This is a genomic window from Campylobacter concisus (genome assembly GCF_003048985.1).
Taxonomy (GTDB): Bacteria; Campylobacterota; Campylobacteria; order Campylobacterales; family Campylobacteraceae; genus Campylobacter_A; species Campylobacter_A concisus_AY.
Genome location: NZ_PIRS01000008.1, coordinates 52,169 through 72,134, shown reverse-complemented (window position 1 = coordinate 72,134; position 19,966 = coordinate 52,169). Strand labels below are relative to the sequence as shown.

The 19,966-nt window shown below is 41.3% G+C and carries 20 protein-coding genes; 1 reads left to right on the top strand and 19 read right to left on the bottom strand.

Annotated elements, in window-relative coordinates; all coding sequences use genetic code 11:
• Positions 1-184 precede the first annotated feature (184 nt).
• The 17 genes from CVS91_RS06650 to CVS91_RS06570 form a co-directional block, all read right to left on the bottom strand.
• Positions 185-826, bottom strand: coding sequence for a uroporphyrinogen-III synthase (locus tag CVS91_RS06650; RefSeq protein ID WP_107831150.1), 642 nt, complete (start codon positions 824-826; stop codon positions 185-187).
• Positions 819-1,979 (bottom strand): multidrug effflux MFS transporter, encoded by a 1,161-nt coding sequence (locus tag CVS91_RS06645; RefSeq protein ID WP_107831148.1) that lies wholly within the window; start codon positions 1,977-1,979, stop codon positions 819-821. Before CVS91_RS06645 ends, CVS91_RS06650 begins: the two co-directional genes overlap by 8 nt.
• A gap of 111 nt (positions 1,980-2,090) precedes the next feature.
• On the bottom strand, positions 2,091-2,735 hold the full coding sequence (locus tag CVS91_RS06640; protein ID WP_107831146.1) for a cupin domain-containing protein: 645 nt from the start codon (positions 2,733-2,735) through the stop codon (positions 2,091-2,093).
• Between the two features lie 72 nt (positions 2,736-2,807).
• Positions 2,808-4,673: a bifunctional tRNA (5-methylaminomethyl-2-thiouridine)(34)-methyltransferase MnmD/FAD-dependent 5-carboxymethylaminomethyl-2-thiouridine(34) oxidoreductase MnmC gene (gene mnmC, locus CVS91_RS06635; protein ID WP_107831144.1), complete on the bottom strand. Its 1,866-nt coding sequence runs from the start codon at positions 4,671-4,673 to the stop codon at positions 2,808-2,810.
• Positions 4,670-6,130: an N-acetylmuramoyl-L-alanine amidase family protein gene (locus tag CVS91_RS06630; RefSeq protein WP_107831142.1), complete on the bottom strand. Its 1,461-nt coding sequence runs from the start codon at positions 6,128-6,130 to the stop codon at positions 4,670-4,672. Before CVS91_RS06630 ends, mnmC begins: the two co-directional genes overlap by 4 nt.
• Positions 6,127-7,218, bottom strand: a complete 1,092-nt coding sequence (locus CVS91_RS06625; RefSeq protein ID WP_107831140.1) for a nitronate monooxygenase — start codon at positions 7,216-7,218, stop codon at positions 6,127-6,129. The genes CVS91_RS06630 and CVS91_RS06625 overlap by 4 nt, the downstream gene beginning before the upstream one ends.
• Positions 7,219-8,427: a tyrosine--tRNA ligase gene (gene tyrS / locus CVS91_RS06620; protein ID WP_107831138.1), complete on the bottom strand. Its 1,209-nt coding sequence runs from the start codon at positions 8,425-8,427 to the stop codon at positions 7,219-7,221.
• 9 nt (positions 8,428-8,436) lie between these two features.
• Entirely contained in the window at positions 8,437-10,626 is a 2,190-nt protein-coding gene (locus CVS91_RS06615; RefSeq protein WP_103586872.1) for a RelA/SpoT family protein, read from the bottom strand.
• On the bottom strand, positions 10,613-10,828 hold the full coding sequence (locus CVS91_RS06610) for a DNA-directed RNA polymerase subunit omega (protein ID WP_004317259.1): 216 nt from the start codon (positions 10,826-10,828) through the stop codon (positions 10,613-10,615). The genes CVS91_RS06615 and CVS91_RS06610 overlap by 14 nt, the downstream gene beginning before the upstream one ends.
• An 18-nt stretch (positions 10,829-10,846) precedes the next feature.
• A complete protein-coding gene (gene pyrH, locus CVS91_RS06605; RefSeq protein WP_107831136.1) occupies positions 10,847-11,563 on the bottom strand; it encodes a UMP kinase in 717 nt (238 codons plus the stop codon).
• 73 nt (positions 11,564-11,636) lie between these two features.
• The gene (locus tag CVS91_RS06600; RefSeq protein ID WP_021088579.1) at positions 11,637-12,854 is read right to left on the bottom strand and encodes a murein hydrolase activator EnvC family protein; all 1,218 of its coding nucleotides are present in this window, start codon (positions 12,852-12,854) and stop codon (positions 11,637-11,639) included.
• On the bottom strand, positions 12,851-13,666 hold the full coding sequence (locus tag CVS91_RS06595) for a cell division protein FtsX (RefSeq protein ID WP_004317184.1): 816 nt from the start codon (positions 13,664-13,666) through the stop codon (positions 12,851-12,853). The genes CVS91_RS06600 and CVS91_RS06595 overlap by 4 nt, the downstream gene beginning before the upstream one ends.
• Positions 13,653-14,324 (bottom strand): cell division ATP-binding protein FtsE, encoded by a 672-nt coding sequence (locus CVS91_RS06590; RefSeq protein ID WP_004317228.1) that lies wholly within the window; start codon positions 14,322-14,324, stop codon positions 13,653-13,655. Before CVS91_RS06590 ends, CVS91_RS06595 begins: the two co-directional genes overlap by 14 nt.
• On the bottom strand, positions 14,308-15,495 hold the full coding sequence (gene trmB, locus CVS91_RS06585) for a tRNA (guanosine(46)-N7)-methyltransferase TrmB (RefSeq protein WP_107831134.1): 1,188 nt from the start codon (positions 15,493-15,495) through the stop codon (positions 14,308-14,310). Before trmB ends, CVS91_RS06590 begins: the two co-directional genes overlap by 17 nt.
• A complete protein-coding gene (locus CVS91_RS06580; RefSeq protein ID WP_107831132.1) occupies positions 15,495-15,908 on the bottom strand; it encodes a hypothetical protein in 414 nt (137 codons plus the stop codon). Before CVS91_RS06580 ends, trmB begins: the two co-directional genes overlap by 1 nt.
• A gap of 118 nt (positions 15,909-16,026) precedes the next feature.
• Entirely contained in the window at positions 16,027-16,701 is a 675-nt protein-coding gene (locus CVS91_RS06575; RefSeq protein WP_180996447.1) for a fibronectin type III domain-containing protein, read from the bottom strand.
• Positions 16,634-17,605 (bottom strand): RluA family pseudouridine synthase, encoded by a 972-nt coding sequence (locus CVS91_RS06570; protein ID WP_103638460.1) that lies wholly within the window; start codon positions 17,603-17,605, stop codon positions 16,634-16,636. The genes CVS91_RS06575 and CVS91_RS06570 overlap by 68 nt, the downstream gene beginning before the upstream one ends.
• Before the next feature lie 52 nt (positions 17,606-17,657).
• On the opposite strand from CVS91_RS06570, the gene CVS91_RS06565 reads away from it, so the two are divergent.
• Positions 17,658-18,764, top strand: a complete 1,107-nt coding sequence (locus CVS91_RS06565; protein ID WP_107831130.1) for an FtsW/RodA/SpoVE family cell cycle protein — start codon at positions 17,658-17,660, stop codon at positions 18,762-18,764.
• On the opposite strand, the gene CVS91_RS06560 is transcribed toward CVS91_RS06565, so the two are convergent.
• Positions 18,761-19,366 (bottom strand): DUF4304 domain-containing protein, encoded by a 606-nt coding sequence (locus CVS91_RS06560; protein WP_107831128.1) that lies wholly within the window; start codon positions 19,364-19,366, stop codon positions 18,761-18,763. The genes CVS91_RS06565 and CVS91_RS06560 overlap by 4 nt on opposite strands.
• Positions 19,367-19,390: 24 nt before the next feature.
• Positions 19,391-19,957, bottom strand: coding sequence for an elongation factor P (efp, locus tag CVS91_RS06555; protein ID WP_107831126.1), 567 nt, complete (start codon positions 19,955-19,957; stop codon positions 19,391-19,393).
• Positions 19,958-19,966: the final 9 nt, after the last annotated feature.

Genomic DNA, 19,966 nt, shown 5'->3' with positions numbered 1-19,966 from the left:
GGCCCATAAACAAAGCCAATCTTGCAAATAGATGGATACCAAAAGGTTGCAACTTCTCGCTGTTTAAGGCTCAAACGAAGCCACATCGCAAGGCACCCATACCTTTTCGCTAACAAAAAAGTGTTGGACCCCGTAAAATGCTGACTCGCTTCACTCAGGCAATAAAATTATATAAATTCTTTGCTTAAAGTAACGTTTTGGCAAGTGCGATACAAGCGTTTATATCTTGACTTTGACTAACAAGTGGCTTTGTAAAATTTAGCTCTTTTGCAGTGACCTTTCCGATGCTTATCGTCTGATAGCTCTCGTCCCAGCCAAAATTAGTTAGAAAATTTCTCACATTTATCGGAGATGCGAAGATCAAAATGCTATTTTTTGGCGGTTTTAGCTCCATTTTGCAAGGATTTAAGACATTTTCATAGGCGATGACCGCCTTTATATTTACGCCACCATCTTGCAAAATTTCTAAGAAATTTGAAGCGCTATCTTTGCCTTTTAGATAAAGAACCTTTTTGCCTTTTAAAAGTGGCAAAATTTCTCTTGCAAAGTCATCTCCGTGTGCGTTTTGCCCAGTGTAAATTTCACTAAAACCAAACTCTCTTGCAGCCGCTGCGCAACTACTTGCAATAGCAAAAACTGGTAAATTTTCTAGCGCGTTAATCTCATTAAATTTTAAAGCCTTAAAAGCATTTTTGGAGGTTGCCACAAGCGCGTCAAATTCGCTTAAATTCAGATCAAATTTCAAAAACTCTATCTTGCTAACGCTTAAATTTACAACGCTCTCATCAGTCGTCTTTGTGTTTGAAACAAGATAAATTTTACGCAACTCTTTTTAGCCCTAAAAATGAGATAAAGGCAAGCACGCTGCAAGCTAAAATAGCTATTGAGGTCGAGTAAAAAATGTCACCAAGACCAACTAGTGGCGAGATGATGCCACCTAAGAAAAATGGGCAAAATCCAAGCACTGCTGAGGCTGAGCCCGCGTACTCTCTGCCCTCATTCATCGCAAGTGATGAGGCCGTTGGTAAGATAAAGCCAGTAAAGAGCAAAAGCAAGAAAAATGCGATGATAACGCCGATCACTTCAAATTTAAAGCAAAGCACAAACACTATAAAAATACTAGCAAACAAGGTGCCAAAAAGCCCAGTTTTTAGTGCTTTTCGTTCATTTAGCAAGCTTGCAAGTCTAGCACCTATGACGATAGCTAGGCCATTTGCCGCAAAGCAAAAGCTGTAGCTTACTGGGCTTAGCAGGTAAAACTCTTGTAAGATAAAAGAAGATGCCGCGATATAGGCAAACATCGCAGCCATCGTAAATGTTTGGATCGCAATAAATAGCATAAATTTCTTTTTTCTTAAAATTTTGCCAAAGACGCTGTAGGTCTGAAGCAAAGGCACTTTTAGGCGGTTAGCAGGGCTTAGGCTCTCTTTGAAGTAAAAATTTGCGATAAATAGCAAAATACCGATGATCGTTAGCGCCATAAAGATGCCGCGCCAGTCGGTAAATTTAAGTAGCAAGCTGCCGCCTATTGGTGAAAATATCGGAGCAAGACCATTTACAACCATCATAAGACTAAAAAATTTAGTCATCTCGTGACCCTTGTAAAGGTCGCTCACAACGGCTCTTGAGATAACCAGACTGCCCGCACTTGCAAGCCCTTGTATGATGCGCATAAAGATAAAAAACTGGATATTTTGCGCAAAAAATATAAAAATCGTGCTTATCGTATAGACGATGAGCGAGATGGTAAGTGGCGTTTTTCGCCCAAATTTATCGCTGATTGGACCAACTATTAGCTGACCGATCGCAAGGCCTGCCATCGAGGTTGTAAGAGTTAGCTGGGTTGCTGAAACGCTTGTGCCAAACCACTCAGTTATGGCTGGCAGTGCTGGCAGGTAAAGGTCTGTGACAAATGGTCCAAAAGCTGAAAGCGCGCCCAAAAATAGTAGTAAAAATAGTTTGGAATTTTCTTTTTTCATAGCTCTTCTTTAAATTTTAAAGAGATTATATTATGACTTTGCTTTTTGAGTTATTAAGGGTAAATTTAATGTGATTTATAAAAGATAAAAGCCCTAAAATAGGGCTTATTTTTACATTTTGTCTTTTGTGACGATTAGAAGCATTTTGAATTTGTCTTTCACTTTTAGGCCGTGTGGGATCTTGCCAGGAAGCACGATGCTATCGCCCTTTACTAGATGAAAGCTCTCATCAGCTATCTTTAAATCAAGCTCGCCATCAAGCGCGATAAGTAGCGCATCGCCAGGGGCAGCGTGGGTTGAGAGCTCTTGGTCTTTGTCAAAACTAAGTAGCGACATCGAGCCATTTTCGTTTTTGACAAGCGTCTTGCTAACTATCTTGCCATTCTCGTAGCTAACGGCATCTGCGAGACTAAAAACACTCGCTTTGTCTAAATGATCTATCATAACATTCTCCTTAAAATCTATTAGTAAATATTTTGTCTTCTTTGTAAATTTGAGCTTTCGCCAGGTTTTTGCCTCGATAAGGCAGGCCTCATCACGCCCAAGCCTCATCTGCTTTTCGCCGTATTCAAGCTGTGCTTCGCCGTCAATGACGAAGGCAAGGCTATCTATAAAAAGCATCTCGTGATCAAGCTCTTCGCCCTCATCAAATGCGTATATATCTACACTTGCGTTTTTGTTTTGAAAGAGCCTTTTACTAACAACGCTTTTTTCAACTATCTTTGTATCTTTGTCAAGATTATAAATTTTGCTCAAGTTGTATCCTTTTTGCGAAGGATTATAATGCAAGTTTTGATAACAGTTCTTAACATATGTTAAGGAATTTGACTATTTTAGTCCTTTTTTTAGCTTTCTTATCAAAAATCTAGCAGGGTGTAGCTCAAAAAATAGCGACCTTTCTATGCAAAGTGGGCGAGCAAGCACAAGATCGGTTATCAAATTTGCTCCAAGTATCGCCGTGCCAAGGCCACGCGAGCCGTGAGCGAAATTTACAAAGAGATTTTTTTCGTAGCTTGCTTTTGGATTGTTATCTTTATTTTTACTCCAAAATAGCCCCTTGTAGTTTTGCTTATAAAACTCCTCGTCGTGCAGGGCGCCGATTATCGGGAATCTATCTCCGCTGTAACTTCTATATCCCACACGTGAGCCTATGATGATAGCTTTTGACGTGTCAAAAAACTCGCTCACGTCGCTTAAATTTTTAGCGTTATCCACGTCTTTAGGCGTGTCGCAAATTTCATTTCTAGCGTAGGTTGCGCCGATGACTTGCACCCCTTTGACGGCTGGACAGATGTAGCCTTTTGCGCTTAGTGGTAGCTCATTTTTTAGCACTGGTTTTAGGTGCGTGACTTGACCTCTGACGCTACTTATTTGCATGTCATAGTCTTTAAAAATTTCACTACTTTTACTACCTGTGCAAAAGACTAAGATATCAGCCTCCAAGCTTTTTTTATTTTTAAATTTAACGCTTATCTTGCCATTTTGCAGATGCGTCCTGCTCTCATACTCGTGGTTAAATAAAATTTCAAAGTTACTTGATAGAAATTTACAAATTTCTCTTGGCCTAGCATAAGCCGCATCTTTTATAAATATCCCAGGGTATGGCTTTAAACTCTCATCAAATTTAAAAATATCCTCCGCGCTTTGATCCTGCCATGAGGCATACCTTTTAACGAGCTCGTCATCGAACGCATAGTCGATGCAGCCATTAAATTTGATAAGGCTTTTTGGTAAATTTGCCTTGTAAAATCTCACTGCTTGCAAAAACGCATTTATGTGCATACGGCCTAAATTTACCCCGGGCTTCGTAACTAATGGCATCAAGGCGCCGCAGTGATTACCTGAGCCATTTGTCGCGACCTCACTCTTTGCCTCGGCGATCACCACTTTAAAGCCATTTTTGGCTAGCTCTCCAGCGGTGGCAAGTCCAGCCACACCTGCTCCTATAACAAGCGCTGTTTTGCCTTTTACGCTGGCGACTGGCTCGCACCTAGCAAACCAAGCGTCCTTTAAATTTTCATCCTTTTTCTCTAGCACGGCGCTGCTCATCTGGCGTTTTCTAGCGTAGCCCTCTTTTAGACTCAGCAAAAAGCCAGCATTTTTTAGCCCATCTTTTACCATTTTTGCGCACGAGTAGGTTCTAACTATGGTGCCAACCCTGCTTAGCCTTGCGATCTGCTTAAAGACATCCTCGCTCCAGATCGAGCCATTTTTACTTGGGGCAAAGCCGTCTAAAAGCCAGATATCAGCAGCAAAATCAAGCTCAGGCAAAATTTGATCTGCCTCGCCGTAGCAAAGATCAAGGGTGATATTTGGCGCGAAATTTATGCGGTGTATGCCTGAGATTAACGGCGGATAGAGTGAAACTAGCCTTTTAGCATAAGCTTTAAAAATGCCTAAATTTTCATAAATTTTTAAAAGATCTTCTTTTTTGATAGGACTTTTTTCGATGCTAACGAAGTGAAGTTTTTTGGGGCTTTTTTTAAATTTTTTACAAAGTGTGAAGAAATTTAGCCCAGCGCCAAAGCCAGTCTCGGCGACTATAAAGTTATCTTTGCTCTGCCAAATTTCATCAAGTGCGCTCGCAAAGACAAATTCACTCTCAAGCCAAGGCTTGTCGGTATTAAAGTAGATATCGCCAAACTCTTCGTTAAATGGAATTTGCCCTTTAAAGCTCAAATTTGCATTTTTCATCTATTTTTTGCGAAATATCCATCTATGCCGTTTGCGATGCCGTTTGCAAGGGCTTTTTGATAGGCCTCGTCAAAGAGTTTTTCGCCCTCGACTGGATGCGTGATGTAGCCGATCTCGACTAGAACCGCTGGCATAAGAGCACCCACGAGCACCCAAAATGGCGCTTCTCGCACGCTGCCGTCGCTGGCTGCATAGACCTTTCTAGCACTTGCTAAAATTTCTTTTTGGATGTCGATACCAAGCTTGTTTGAGGCGATGATCTTCTCGCGGTTTAGCACGTTTAGAAACGTTTGCTGCGAAAAGTAGTTCATCTCTTCGATGTCTGATTTATTTTCAAGTGCGGCTGCGTTTTTGCTGCGCTCGCTCCTTGCAGGCGATAAGAAAAAGGTTTCGATGCCGTGCATGCTCTTTGCTTTAGCAGCGTTTGGAGCGGCGTTTGCGTGGATAGAGACAAAGAGGTCAGCCATCTTGTCGTTTGCAAATTTTGTTCTTGATCTTAAATTTATAAAAACATCAGTTGATCTGGTGAAATAGACCTTGTAACCACGAGATTTTAGTATCTCGCCAAGCTTTTTGGCTACACCTAAAACGGCTGTTTTTTCTTTTAAACTGCCATTTACTGCGCCTGGATCTGTGCCGCCATGCCCTGGATCGATGACGATCGTTTTGTTGCGTGAAAATTTACCCGCAGCAACTGGAGGCAAAGGCTCTTCTACTGGCTCACTTTGTGCTGGCTCACTCTGTACTGACTCAGACTTTAAATTTGGCTCTACTGCGCTTTGTGCTGGCTTTTCGTTTTTATTTTTAAGCTTATGAAGTGGTGCTCTTACGTTTTCATTTGAGATGAAATTTTGAGCGCTGATTATTAGCAAATCCCCAGTCGCGTTTGCTTTTATCGTCTTTTGCACCTTGTCAGAAAAGATGATCCTAACGGTGTTTTTATCATACTGAGAGATGTGAATGTAGTCTGAGATGAAATTTTTATAAGTTAGTGGGTTGCCATTTAGCCTGCCATCAATATCCATGATATTTTTGTAGGCATTTTGCTGTTTGGCAAACGATGTCTTTAGCCTTGCGGTATCTAGCTTTGTGTTAAATTTAAGCACCAAGGTGTCATTTACCTTTGTGGCACTTAGTAGCGTTAAAGCTGGCGAAACCGCTGGCGCGCTGGCACCTTTTACGCCGTTTATCGCATTTAGATCTCTTATATATGCGCTTGAGTCAAAGCCAAGCGCCTTTGAACTGGTTATTAGCCTAGTAAGTGCCTGCTTTTTCGTGTTTTTGTCGTTTTTAATGATCGCATCAACGTAGATATTTTTTATATCATTATGAAGCTTGATCTTAGCGCTTCTATTTAGAGCCATAAAATTTCTATCAAATTTGGCAAAAGTCTCCGAATTTGTCGCCGCAAAAAGAAAACTAAATGCTAGAAAAAGAGATATTAAAACCCGTTTCATTCACCATGTACCAGCTTATGCATTAGCTCTTTTACGCTTATTAGCTCTTTTAGTTTGTAGCCGTTTGCTCCCGTGAAAAATAGCCCGCTCTCCTTTTTGCCGCTATATGCGTCAAATAGCCTATCTGCAATGCAGTATCCCACCTGCTTTGCCTCTTTGCCTCTTTGGCAAGGACTTACGCAGTTGCTTATGCACTGGATCTTTGGACCCATTCTTTTATCGACTAAATTTATCAAATTTGTTCTTATCCCGCGAGCTGGATAGCCAACTGGGCTCTTTATAAGCTCGATGTCTTTCTCTTCAGCTGCCAGCAAGACCTCTTTAAAGCCGATGTCTGCGTCGCACTCGTGGGTGCCAATGAAGCGTGTGCCCATCTGGACGCCATTTGCTCCAAGCGATATCGCCTTTTCGATGTCGTTTTTATCCCAAATTCCACCAGCTGCGATGAGAGGGAAGTCGCCCCACTCTTTGATCTCAGCTTTTACTTGTGGGATGAGATTAAATAGTGAAAACTCAGGATCAAGGCACTGCTCGTATGTAAAGCCCTGATGGCCGCCACTTAGCGGTCCTTCAAGCACGACAGCATCTGGCAAGCGCTCATATCTTTGAAGCCAGCGCTTACAGATGATCTTTAGTGCTTTTGCGCTTGAGACGATCGGTACAAGTGCTATCTCTTTAAAATTTTGTGTAAATTCAGGTAAATTTGTAGGTAGCCCTGCACCTGAGACTATGATATTTATACCAGCCTCGCAGGCGTCTTTAACCACCCTTGCGTAGTCGTTTGCAGCATACATTATATTTACGCCAAGTGGCAAGTCGCCACAAATTTTACGTGCATTTTCAATGATTGCTCGAAGGCCTCTTGTGGAGTAGAAATTTTCGCTTCCAAAAGGCTTTGCATTTAGCTCTTTATCTATAAATTTGCGGTTTTCATAGTAGCCTGTGCCAACTGAGCTAATTATGCCAAGACCGCCTTCTAAGCTCACATTGCCAGCTAGTTTGTCCCAGCTGATGCCAAGCCCCATACCGCCTTGAAATATCGGGTATTTTATCTCGTATTTACCTATTTTTAACGGCTTTAACTCCATTTATTCAACCTTTATCTTCGCAAATTTACGCTTACCAACCTGCAAGATATACTCGCCTGCTCCTAATTTTAACTGCTCATCACTAATTTTTTCTTGATTGATGCTAACTGCATTTGCTTTTATATCTCGCCTTGCTTGAGAATTTGACTCACTTAGCCCACACTGAGATAAGGCTTCGACTATCCAAATCGGCGCTTTTAAGCTAAATTCTTTCATATCAGTTGGGAGCTGGTTTTGAGAGTGAACGCTGTTAAATTCAGCCATAGCAGCCTTAGCAGCCTCCTCGCCGTGATATCTCGCTGTTATCTCATAGGCAAGGTCCTCTTTTGCCTTTTTTGGATGATATTTGCCACTATTTACGTCATTCATCAGCTCTTCTATCTCGCCAAGTGTTTTTGTGCTTAGTAGCTCGTACCAGCGCCACATAAGCTCGTCACTTATGCTAAGCGTTTTTGCAAACATATCATTTGCATTTTCAGTTACGCCTATGTAGTTGCCAAGGCTCTTACTCATTTTATTTACGCCATCAAGCCCCTCAAGAAGTGGCATCATGATGACAGCTTGCTCTTTGCCGATATTATATGTGCGTTGCAAGGTTCTGCCCATTAGAAGGTTAAATTTCTGATCTGTGCCGCCCATTTCGATGTCGCACTTCATCGCCACGCTGTCATAGCCTTGAAGAAGCGGATACATAAACTCAGAGATTGATATAGGATTTCCCGCTTTTATCCTCTTTTCAAAGTCATCTCGCTCTAGCATTCTAGCTACTGAAAATGTGCTAGTTAGCTCGATTATCCCAGCAGCTCCTAGCTCATTTGACCATTTTGAGTTAAACATGATCACCGTTTTTTTTGGATCTAAAATTTTAAAAACTTGCTCTTCGTAAGTTTTAGCATTTTTTAAAACGGTCTCTTGATCTAGCTTTTTTCTAGTAGCTGACTTGCCTGTTGGATCGCCTATTTGAGCGGTAAAATCACCTATCAAAAACTGCACTATCGCGCCATGTTTTTGAAGCAGAGCCATCTTGTTTAAAACGACTGTGTGGCCTAGGTGAAGGTCTGGAGCTGTTGGGTCAAAACCTGCTTTTACGTAGAAATTTTCGCCTTTTTCATAATAATTTTTAATTAAGTTTTCAACCCTCTCAGCATCGATCATCTCGGCAATGCCGCGGTTTATCTCTTGTAAAATATCGTCTATATCTTGAACCATTTTTCTCTCCTAATTATGATATGGGTCGCTTTGCGAAACAAAATCAATAATCTTATATCTATCTTTGATCTTCTCTTTGATTTCGTTTGCATCGATGTTTTCTGCTATTTCGACGCTTATTTCAAACGTATCTCCGCTAAGATCATTTGCTTCGTTTAACGAGATTGTAGCTAAATTTATATCAAGTCTAGCAAGATATGTTAAAAATTCAGCCAACGCACCTTTTCTGTTTTCTAAATTTAATAAAATTTTATACCTATGCGGGGCATTTCTCGTCCATTTGACAAAAATGATCTCATCGCCTTTATCCATTAGCTTGCCAGCGCGCTCGCAAAGCTTGTGATGTACTGTCACAGTGTGGCCATTTTTAAAGCCCACTATGCTATCGCCCCTTTTTGGGTTGCAGCAATAATCAAACTCGACATTTGAAATTTTATGGTTTGAGTAGATCACTATGTTTTCAAATTTCTGCTTTTTGATCTGGTATTTGTCGCCCAAAGAGATCATAAATGGACGCTCTTTTCTGATGTATTTTTTAAGCATATTTGCCACTTCTTGCAGATACTCACTATCAGTTGCTGCACGAAAGACCTTTTTGCCTAAATTTTCACTCTCTACCCACTCTAAAATTCTATCTTTTGAGACGTTAAATACTGATTTTAAAATATCTATCGCCATTTTATAGTTTATATCTCTTATCTTTTGCTTGCAAAATGACCTTATCGTCGCCTTTGCCTTGCCTGTTCGCACGCTATTTATCCACGAACAGCGAAATTTAGCCTCTTCGCCAGTTACTATCCTAACGATGTCGCCATTTTTTAGCTCTGTTAGAAGTGGCATCCTAACTCGGTTTATATAAGCTTCTTTTGCGTAAAGTCCGATCTCTGAGTGAATCTCATAAGCGTAATCAAGCGCCGTAGCACCACGTGGCAACGTAAAGACCTCGCCCTTTGGAGAATAAACTGCGATATCTTCGATATAAAGGCTATCTTTTGCGTATTCATATAGCTCTTCGACATTGCTTTCGTTCTCGCTATTTTGCATGCTGATGTCATTTAGCCAGTCAAGCTTTGGATTGAGTAAGCTGCCCTCGCCGTTTTTATATTTCCAGTGAGCAGCGACGCCGTATTCAGCGGTTTTATGCATATCATAAGTGCGAACTTGCGCCTCAAATATGCTTTTGTTATCAAAAATGGTTGTGTGTATAGTTTGATAGCCATTTTGCTTTGGAAGCGCGATATAGTCTTTAAATCTTGAGATGAGAGGGTTAAAATTTATATGCAAATTTCCAAGTGCAAGGTAGCAATCAAGCGGCTTTTGCACGATGATCCTAATGGCAAGCAAGTCAAGCACCTCTTCGATAGAAATGCCCTTTCTTTGCATCTTTAGATAGATCGAGTAGTAGTGTTTTATACGTTTTTGTATCTCAAAAGTGCCTTCTATAAAGCCATTTTCAAGCAAAATTTGACTTACCTTTTCGTGAAAAGCATTTAGTTTTAAGCTAAGTTGCTGCTTGTTTTTGTTTAGGTAGCTATCGATCTTTGCGTATTCTTCTGGCATCGCATACTTAAAGCTTAGATCTTCAAGCATGTTTTTGATCGATGAAATTCCCAGTCTATGAGCGATCGGAGCGTAAACCATAAGCGTCTCTTCGGCGATACGTTTTTGCTTTTCAGGCCTTAGCGCTTCAAGAGTTAGCATGTTGTGAAGTCTGTCGCAAAGCTTTACGACAAGGACTCTGACGTCTTCTATGGAGATTAAGAGCATCTTTCTAAAAGTTAGCGCCGAGCTTGCCAGTTTTTCGTTGCTATCTGAGCTTGCGAGCTTATTTTCTCTAATGGCAACTATCTTTGTAAGCCCTTCAACCAGCTTTGCCACCTCATCGCCAAATTCAGCCTGAAGCTCACCTAACGTTACGTCGGTATCTTCGACCACGTCATGAAGAAGTGCAGCTATGACCATGCTCTCATCGCCGCCCATATTTGCTACGATAGAGGCTACTAAGATGGGGTGAATGGCGTATGGTTCGCCACTTTTGCGGTATTGTCCAGCGTGAGATGTGACGCAGCTATCTACGGCTTTGTCTAAAATTTCACTTCTCTCACAAAGAGAAAAGAGCAGTTTTATCGCTTCTGAAACGTTTTTACAAGCTAAAATTTGCTCTATCAACTGCTCTAAAAAAAGACTATTTTCCTTCAACTATTGCCTCTAAGCCTATTTTGCCCTCAGCCACTTCAAGTAGTGCGATGTCGGCAAATTTCATCTTTGAAGTATCAGCATCAACTAAAGCTATGGCGCCATTTGCTAGCGCTTCTGCACGCTTTGCAACGATAAGTGAAAGCTTATATCTATCATCTCCTACTTGTTTTAGCGCTCTTGCTGTGATTTGTTCTGTTCTCATTTTTATCCTTTTTGAAATTTATTTTACAACTGAGTATAGGGCTGCTTCTTCTTCATTTATTATTTTTAATAAATTTCCAGCCTTAAACATATTACAAACTAAGATCGGCAGTGCGTTGTCCTTTGCTAAAGCTATGGCAGTGTCGTCCATAACATTGATATCATCGCTCATCGCCTTTTCGTAGTTTAGTGATTTTAGAAGTTTTGCATCTTTGAATTTTTTAGGATCTTTGTCATAAACGCCATCAACTTTTGTCGCTTTTATGATCATATCTGAGCCGATCTCGATAGCTCTTAGCGTAGCTGCTGTATCTGTTGTGAAGAATGGATTGCCCGTGCCTGCAGCAAAGATAACAACTCTGCCCTTTTCTAAATGGCGCTGCGCACGTCCTACGATGAAGGTCTCGCAGATCGCTTCCATCTTGATCGCGCTTTGCACTCTTACTTCAAGCCCGCTTCGCTCCAATGCTTCACGCATCGCGATCGAGTTGATGACAGTTGCTAGCATGCCCATGTGATCGCCGCTCGTTCGTTTGATGATACCATCTTTTGCAGCGCTCACGCCGCGCACTATGTTACCACCGCCGATGACGATGCCAACTTCGATATCATTTTCTATAAGCTCTTTTATCTCGCTTGCTATAAATTTAAGCACAGCTGTGTCTATACCAAAACCATTTTCTCCAGCCAAGGCCTCGCCTGAAAATTTGACCAATACGCGTTTTCTCTTACTCATTGTCATGCTCCTTGAAATTCACGCATTTTAGCCAAAAAGGCTTTAAATTTAGCTAATAACGCTTACAAAGTGACTATTTTGAGATCATTTCAAGCGGGTCGATATGGTAGTTTCTTTGCGTTACTTCAAAGGTTAGATCGTTTCTAACTCGGCCTATGACGTAGCCTTTTTGCACGACTGAGCCGACCTTTACAGTTGGCGCGATCTGGCTTAGGTGGGCGTAGATCGTGTGGATGCCGTTTTCATTTTCGATGATAACGACATTTTCAAGCATCGGAGTTGCTTTTGCAAAGACGACCTTGCCATTTAGCACGCTTTTAACCTTCGCATCTGGGGTGCTTGAGCGAAGTATGACTGATTCGTTGAAAATTTTGATGTTATATATCGGATCTACGTAGTTGCCAAATTTTTGCTTTACAGAGTAGCTATCAAGCGGAGCGATCGTCCTTGCGCCTGAGTATCTCTTAACTGAGCTTGTCTGATAGCCCCCACCCATTGGCTGGCTCTTTTCGCCCTTTTTGCCACCTTTGCTAGCTGCTCTTTCTTGCTTTTCTCTAGCTGCACGTGCTGCTTCATCCTCTTGCTTTTGCATGATAGCAAGCTGCTCAAGCGTCTTTCTTAGCTCGTCTTGTTGGGCTTGAAGCTTGGCTAGCTTTTTGCTGTAAATTTCTTTATCGCGTTTTAGCCCGTTTATTGTATTTTTCTGCGTGCTCTCTAGGCTTTGTAGATCATTTTGCTTGCGCCTATAGTTTTTTATGCTTGAGTTTATCTCATTTATCTTGCTTGATTTGTTTTTTATCTTTTCTATCGTATCTTCGTAGTTCTCACTAAGCCTTTTAAAGTCCTCTTTTGCTATGGCATTTAGCTTGGTTAAAATTTGCGACGAGATAATGCTCTCTTCGCTTTGTTTGCCCTCGCTTGCTGACATCATAAGATCAAATGAGAGGTCTTCTGCGATGATCCTTATCATATTTTGCTCTAGCTCTTTTTGGGTGCGCTCTAGCTCTTTGTTTTGCTTTGTTAGATCATCAAGCTCAAGAAGCGCTTTTGAAGCATTTGTCTCAAGGACCGAAATTTGACCTTTTAAATTTGTGATATCGCCGCTTATGCCGCGAAGTTTTTTCTCGCCATTTACGATATCGCCAGCCAAGTCATCAAGCTTTTTACTAAGCTGCTCGCTCATAGCCTGCGTCGATCTTAGCGAGTTTTTGGAGTCTTTTATCTTCTCTTTAGTATTTGATGCAAAAGCTAGACTAAATGCTAGCAAAAGTGTAAAAATTCCTTTTTTCATATCGTGCTTTTTCTAGCCTTACTCATCACTAAACTAACAGCAAAAATGCTTAAAACCACAGCCACGCCAAATAGGATAAAAATATCTCTTGAAAGATCAAGGCTAGGCAAGACTACATCGATGCTTGCGGCATTTTCTCTAAAAATTTCAATGCTAGGCAAGAAAAAGAAAAACGCGCCAACAACAATGGTCGCAACTATGCTATCAACCATGGCTGATTTATAGAGCATGGCTGATTTTAGCCAAAATGGCGCGCCAAAAAGCGTCATGATCTCGATGCGTTCTCTATGCTCAAATAGCCAAATTTTAGTCTGCTTAAGCATAAGCATAAGCCCAACGACACAAAGTATCGCCATAAATGCATAAGATATGCTTTTAGCTAAATTTAGCATCTTAAAGACCTTGTCATGGGTCTTTGAAAATGTCTCGACCTTGCTTATACCATCAAATTTCAAAAGCTTTTGCTTTATCTCCTCCATATACTCTGGCGATGGAAATTCGCTTAGTCTTAGCGAGTAAAATTTAGGCAAGGCATTTTGAAGGATGGATAAATTTTTAGCTGAGATGTCGTTTGATAGGCGGTCTATGATCTTTTGCGGGCTTAGTGGCTCGACGCTAGCTAGCGTGCTAACCACTGGCTTTAGCACTGGCTCGCTTAGCTCTTTGTTTGAGACCACCACGATGTTGTAGTCATTTCCCATAAGCCTCTCATACTCTCTTACGATCTTGTCTGCTGTGAGGCTAAACTGCACTGAAAATAAAAGCGCGATTAACGGCAGGATAAATCCAAGGTGGTTTTTAAGCGATCTCATGCACGCCTCCATTTTCTATGACGAAGTGGCGGTATGGGATGCGAAGCGTTGATGGGATGTGATGCGTCACCACGACGACGCTTGTGCCTAGAAATTCTCTAGCTGATTTTAGAAGCGACCAGATGACGTCGCTTGAGTATTCGTCTAAATTTCCAGTTGGCTCGTCGCATAAGAGCAAATTTGGATTGTGTGCGAGTGCTCTTGCCATGGCAACTCTTTGCTGCTCGCCGCCACTTAGCTCACGAGGGTATTTATCGGCTTTGTGAAGCATATTTACATGTTTTAAAAGCTTAGCCACCTGCTTTTTGCTCACATTTTGATTGACGCCTTTGATGATGAGTGGTAGCATGACGTTTTTTTCGACATTCCACTCATTTATCAAGCGATAGTTTTGAAATATAATGCCAACTCGCTGCCTAAGCTCGCAAAGTCTTTTGTCATCGATATCGTCCATTTGCGTCATGCAGACATTTAGCTCGCCAGCTAGAGGCGAAATTTCTCCGTAAAATGACTTTAAAAGCGTGCTCTTTCCGCTTCCACTCTTGCCTGTGATAAAGACAAAGTCATTTGCGTAGATGTCTAAATTTACGCTATTGATCACAACCTCGTTGCGCTCATAAGCTAGGCTTAAATTTCTTGCGCTAATTATCTCTTGCATCAGCCAAATACTCCTTCAAAAGCTCGTGTGCTGCTAAATTTTCACGTATTAAGATCGGTTTTTTTATAAAATATTCGCTTTTTTCATCGCTTATTTTGATGAAACATTGCTCTGGTTTGTTAAACGCTCCAAAGGCGACTTTTAGCAAAATTTCACTCTCGTTTATGGTGTAAATTTCTTCAAAATGTAAAAAGTGATCCTCTTTTTTTATGATGAAATTTTTAAAATTTTTAATGATATTTTTTACGCTAGTCTTTTCTTTGAAGCTAAAATCTCCAGCCAAAACGCTCTCACCGCTTTTTGCCTCACAAGTATAAATAACATCGTAAATGTCCTTATCTTGGCGTCTCCAGCGGTCTTCATACTTGCTAGTTACCTCTAAATTTCTATTTTTAAAAGCCTCTATCTTTGAGTTTGCGGGCTCTAAAAATTTACTCAAACTAAAGTCGCAATACTCCTTGCTATCAGTTCTTAGCTCAAATTTACCGCCAACTTTTAGTATCCTCTCGCACTCAAACGCAAACGCCGATGAGACCACGCGTCTATGCTCGGCCTTATTCCACGGCACTGGGAAATGTAAAAATACTCTATCAACTAAATTTGATCCAACTAGCGAGAGTAAGAGCCTTGCGTCTGTGTTTATCAGACGCACGTTTTCTAGGGCATTTACCTTAGCAAGCTTTGCTACTTGCTCGATACTTGGCTTATAGACCTCTATGCCGATAACTAGGGCATTTGGGTTGTTTTTAGCCTGATAGAGCAAGTGCCTGCCAGAGCCAAAGCCGATCTCGATAAAAATCTCTTTAAATTTATCTTTTAGCTCGCAAAAAGCTGGCACAAACTCTTCAAGGCTTAAAATTTCACTCACTTTTTTGGTCAAATTTGTCTTTTTTACAGCAAATGCTTGGCTGATGATGCCGTTGCAATTTTGCTCTTTAAAAAGCTCAAGCGCTTCTTGCAAAAGCCCAACTTTAGCAGGCTTTGTAAGCTTTTCTCCCTTTACGACGATGCCATTTTTGCCTGGCTTTACGACTAGAAAAAAGCCTTCATCTTCATTTTTTGTGTAGATGAGCCTCTCGTTTCGGCCATTTGCCTGCCAAAGAAATTTGATCTTGTCGTTACCAAATGGAAACGAGAGCTCTTTTAAGGACGAAGCGATGAAATTTGGCATTATTTTATGCTAACTTCTGCTTTTGATGACTTATCAGAAGCGATGCCATACTCATCGACTGCTACGACGCTGTAAGAGTAGCTAGCTCCTTTTTGGACGCTGTCATCTCTAAGCCCAGTATCGCTTATGCCGCTAAAGACTTTCTCGCTAGCACCGCTTCTATAAACTGTATATGAGCTAGCTCTATCAACTGCACTCCAGCTTACATTTACGCCGCTGCCATCGTAGCTAGCGCTTATGCTTGGAGTTTTTGGTGCGCCAAGTGTGTTACCAACGATCGGCTCTTCTTGCTTTAAGCTCTCAAGACCGTCTTTATCGACAGCTGTGACTCTATAATACCTTGTCGCTGCGTTTGTATTTATGAGATCCTCATAGGTGTTGCTAGTCGTTTTTGCTAGGTATGTGTAAGGCAAAATTTTACTTGTCGTTCTATAAACTTTAAAATAAGCAAAATCCTCAGCTGGCGCGTAATCCCACGTTAAGATGATCTTTTTTGGAGCATTTTTGGTCGCTTGGACGTTCGTTACTGATTTAGGGTAACTCCTTTGTTGTGGCGCTTATGTTTTGGCTTGGTTTTGAGATGACGCCAGAAGAAGTTTTAACTAAGATCCTATACTCATAAGATCTGCCAGGTTTTACCTCGGTGTCGATATACTCGGCATTTAGTCTGCCATTTACCTCTGCGATCTGGCTAAATTTATTAGCTCCTGCATCGCTTCTTTGGATGATGTAGCTTGCTACTGTGCTATCAGGATGTGGTCTCCAGATCACTTTTACGCGGCCTGGAAGCCCTGTGATAGCTTGTGCAAATGGCACAGAGTCAAGCAGTGGCTTAGTTGTCGCAGTTGCGACCGCACCTGGTTGAGAGATAGCGTTGCTTGAGTAGGTTCTCATTTGGTATGAGTAAGTCGTCTCTGGAGCTAGGTCGCGATCCACATAGTGCGTAGCAAAGCGGTCTTTTATGTTTGCAACTAGTTGCATTTTTGAGTTTGCATCGTTTGGATTTGAGCGGTAAAGGTAGTAGCCAACGACGCTCTCATCGGTCACTGGGTTCCACTCGAAGCCAACTTCTGTCATATCTGAAATAGTTTTTAAGCTTGTAATCGTTGGTAGTGACGTGCTTTGCTGAGTCGGTACGCTAGAGCCGCATCCCGCTAAAAAAGCTACTAAAAATGGTGTCAATATGCGTAGGGCAAATTTTTTCATCAAAAATCTCCTTGGGAATTTTTTTGTAAATTATTTGGTTAAAGTCATCATACGTTTTTGCGGTAAATTCTACCCTTTTGCCAGTTCGCGGATGGATAAAATAGAGCATATAAGCGTGAAGCATAACCCTGCTTATTTTATCGCCTTGGCTCTTAAATCCGTATAAATCATCGCCTAAAATGTGGCGATTTATGCTAGCAAGATGCACTCTTATCTGGTGCGTCCTGCCTGTAAAAAGCTTTGCTGCTATCAAATTTACTCCGCCTTCACTTAGCAAATTTACAAAGGCGCTTTTGGCAAATTTAGCGTCCTCAATGATCGCTTTTTTTAGACGGTTGTTTGGATTTCTACCGATTGGCTTGTCGATGATGACGTCCTCTTTTAGGGGCAGGTCGGTGAGCGCTAGATAAATTCGTCCCATGCTCTTATCGCTTAGCTGCTCGCTTAGTTTTGCGTGGGTGAAGTTGTTTTTAGCGACGACGATAGCACCACTCGTGCCCTTATCTAGGCGGTGGACGATGCCAGCTCTTACGTCGCCGTTTAAATTTGAGAGCATAAAGCCCTTTTTGTTTAGCCACTCAACAAGTGTCGCCTCTTTGACGCTTGGGGCTTGGTGAACGACGATTTGAGGGGGCTTGTTTAGCACTATGAGATCGTCGTCCTCGTAGATGATCGGGATGTCAAAATTTACTTCGTATTCGTTTTGCACCTCTTTTTTTGGGGCAAAATTTACGCAAATTTCATCGTTTTCGCTCAGTAAAAAGCTTGGTTTTGAAACTGGTTTTAAATTTACACTTACAAGGGAGTCTTTTATCAAATTTAAAGCTTGATTACGTGAAATTTGAAGCTCTTTGGCCACTGCAACGTCGAGTCTTGAGCTATTTAAAACATTAAATTTAACCAAAATCAAAGCCTTGTTTGTGATATAATCTAGCCCAAAAATTAAGGTTTGCTTCTTGATAAAACTAGATCGGCGTATTTTAACACATTTTGATTTTATTCAGCCGTTTTTAATCATCCCAATCATAGCCATCTCATACATCCTAGTCTCCGAAGCAAACGACATTTTGGCAAACAAACAGCTTGTATATTTTGGCATCGGATTTGTCTCATTTTGCATCGCATTTTTACTGCCTATTAGACGCATCGACTGGATCATCCCGATGTTCTACTGGGTCTGCATCGTGCTACTTTTAAGCGTTGATATCTTTGGCGTTAGTAAGCTTGGAGCTAGGCGCTGGCTTGAAATTCCATTCGTTCACTTCACGCTTCAGCCATCAGAGCTCATGAAGCCAGCATTTTTGCTGATGCTAGCCTATCTAGTTAAGCAGCGCCCGCCAGAGGCTGATGGATACGGGCTAAAAGACTTTTTAAGGCTTAGTTTTTACATACTTTTGCCATTTGCGCTCATCATGAAAGAGCCTGATCTTGGCACCGCGCTCATACTTTTAATAGTTGGTTACACCATCCTTTTTGTCATCGGCGTAAATAAAAAAATTTGGATCTGCATCATCCTTGCCATAGGATTTTCGGCGCCGGTTTTATATGAAAATTTGCATGATTATCAAAAAAAGAGGATCCACGACTTCATCGCTGAAGAGCCAAGCTATCACGTCAAGCAAAGCATCATCGCCATAGGTAGCGGCGGACTAAAAGGCAAGCCAAAGGACGAGGCGACGCAAACACACTTTAAATTTTTGCCAATCGCCACTAGCGACTTCATCTTCGCCTACAATATCGAGCGTTTTGGCTTTTACGGCGCGCTTCTTTTGCTTGGGCTTTATGGAGCGCTTATAACGCACTTACTTAGCCTAAACTACGGGCTTAAGAATGATTATTTCACGCAGGTGACCGCCACTGGCATAGCAGCGCTCATCTTTGTCTACGTGGGGGTAAATGTCTCGATGACGATCGGCTTTGCACCGGTTGTGGGCGTGCCACTGCCGTTTTTTAGCTACGGCGGAAGCAGCTTTGTCACCTTCATGGTACTTTTTGGGATACTGCAAAATTTGCTAACTTTTAGGTTTGATCATACCTACAGATCTATAAAGATTAAATTTTAAAAATTTATCTCATCTTTTTTATATTTTCTAAGCAGCTCATTTATTTGGTTTTCAAATTTGTTCCATCTTGCTTCGCCGCCATGCTTTGCGAAGAGCTTTTTGGCATGAGAGATCAAAATTTCACTTTTATCTTTTATCAAAAGATATTCGTAGAGTTGATTTATCGCTGCAAGGCCGTTTTGTTCAAGCATTAGCTCTATTAAATTTACTTCAGAGCTATTTTGCTCAAAAAATTTAAAAACAAAGCCAAGGTCATTTACCACATTTTCATAAATTTTAGCCATGTCACTATCTGGCTCTAGCTCGTAGTATACAGCAGCAGTGCTAGAAATTTCATGTGCTCTAGCTCTAAAATGGCACTCATACTCTTTTGGCTTGCTAAGCGCTTCTTTGCCAAGAGTAGCCTCTATAAAAGGGGCGTAAATGCCGCAATTTATATAAAATCTCGTACGCTCTGAGCCATTGCCACTACTTTTTTGAAAATTTACAACATAGATCAAATTTGGGGTATTTTTGTAGAAATTTAAAGCGCTCTTGCTAAAGCCATTATCCTTAAATAGCGGCTTTAGTAGAGCGATAAGCTCGTCAAATTTCTCTTTCATAAATTTAACGTGCCAGATGTATGGTTATTTATTTGCGCGCTCGATGTACTCGCCACGAACGGTATCAACGCGGATGACCTCGCCCTCAAGCACGTGAAATGGTATCTGAACTACCGCGCCACTCTCAAGTGTAGCTGACTTTTTGCCACCTTGTGTGTCACCCTTGAAATTTGGTGGAGTTTCAACTATCTTTAGCTCGACTACTTGTGGCACTTCGACGCCAATTGCGTTGCCATTGTGAAATAAAATTTCAACCATCATGCCATCGATCATCCATTTTTTAACATCGCCCACATCCTCGTCGCTGATCGCAACTTGCTCGTAAGTAGTCGTGTCCATAAATTGGCAAAACTCACCATCATCATAGAGGTATTGCATCTCTTTTTCTTCAAGATGCGGTTGCTCGCACTTGTCACCTGCGTGAAAAGTCTTTTCAAGAACCTTTCCGTCGACAAAAGATTTGATCTTTGCACGAACAAAAGCTGCGCCCTTGCCCGGTTTAACGTGTTGATATTCTACGATTTTATAAGGAACGCCATCGATCTCGATCTTTAGTCCCTTTTTTAGATCGCCCATTGAATATGAAGCCATTTTTTATCC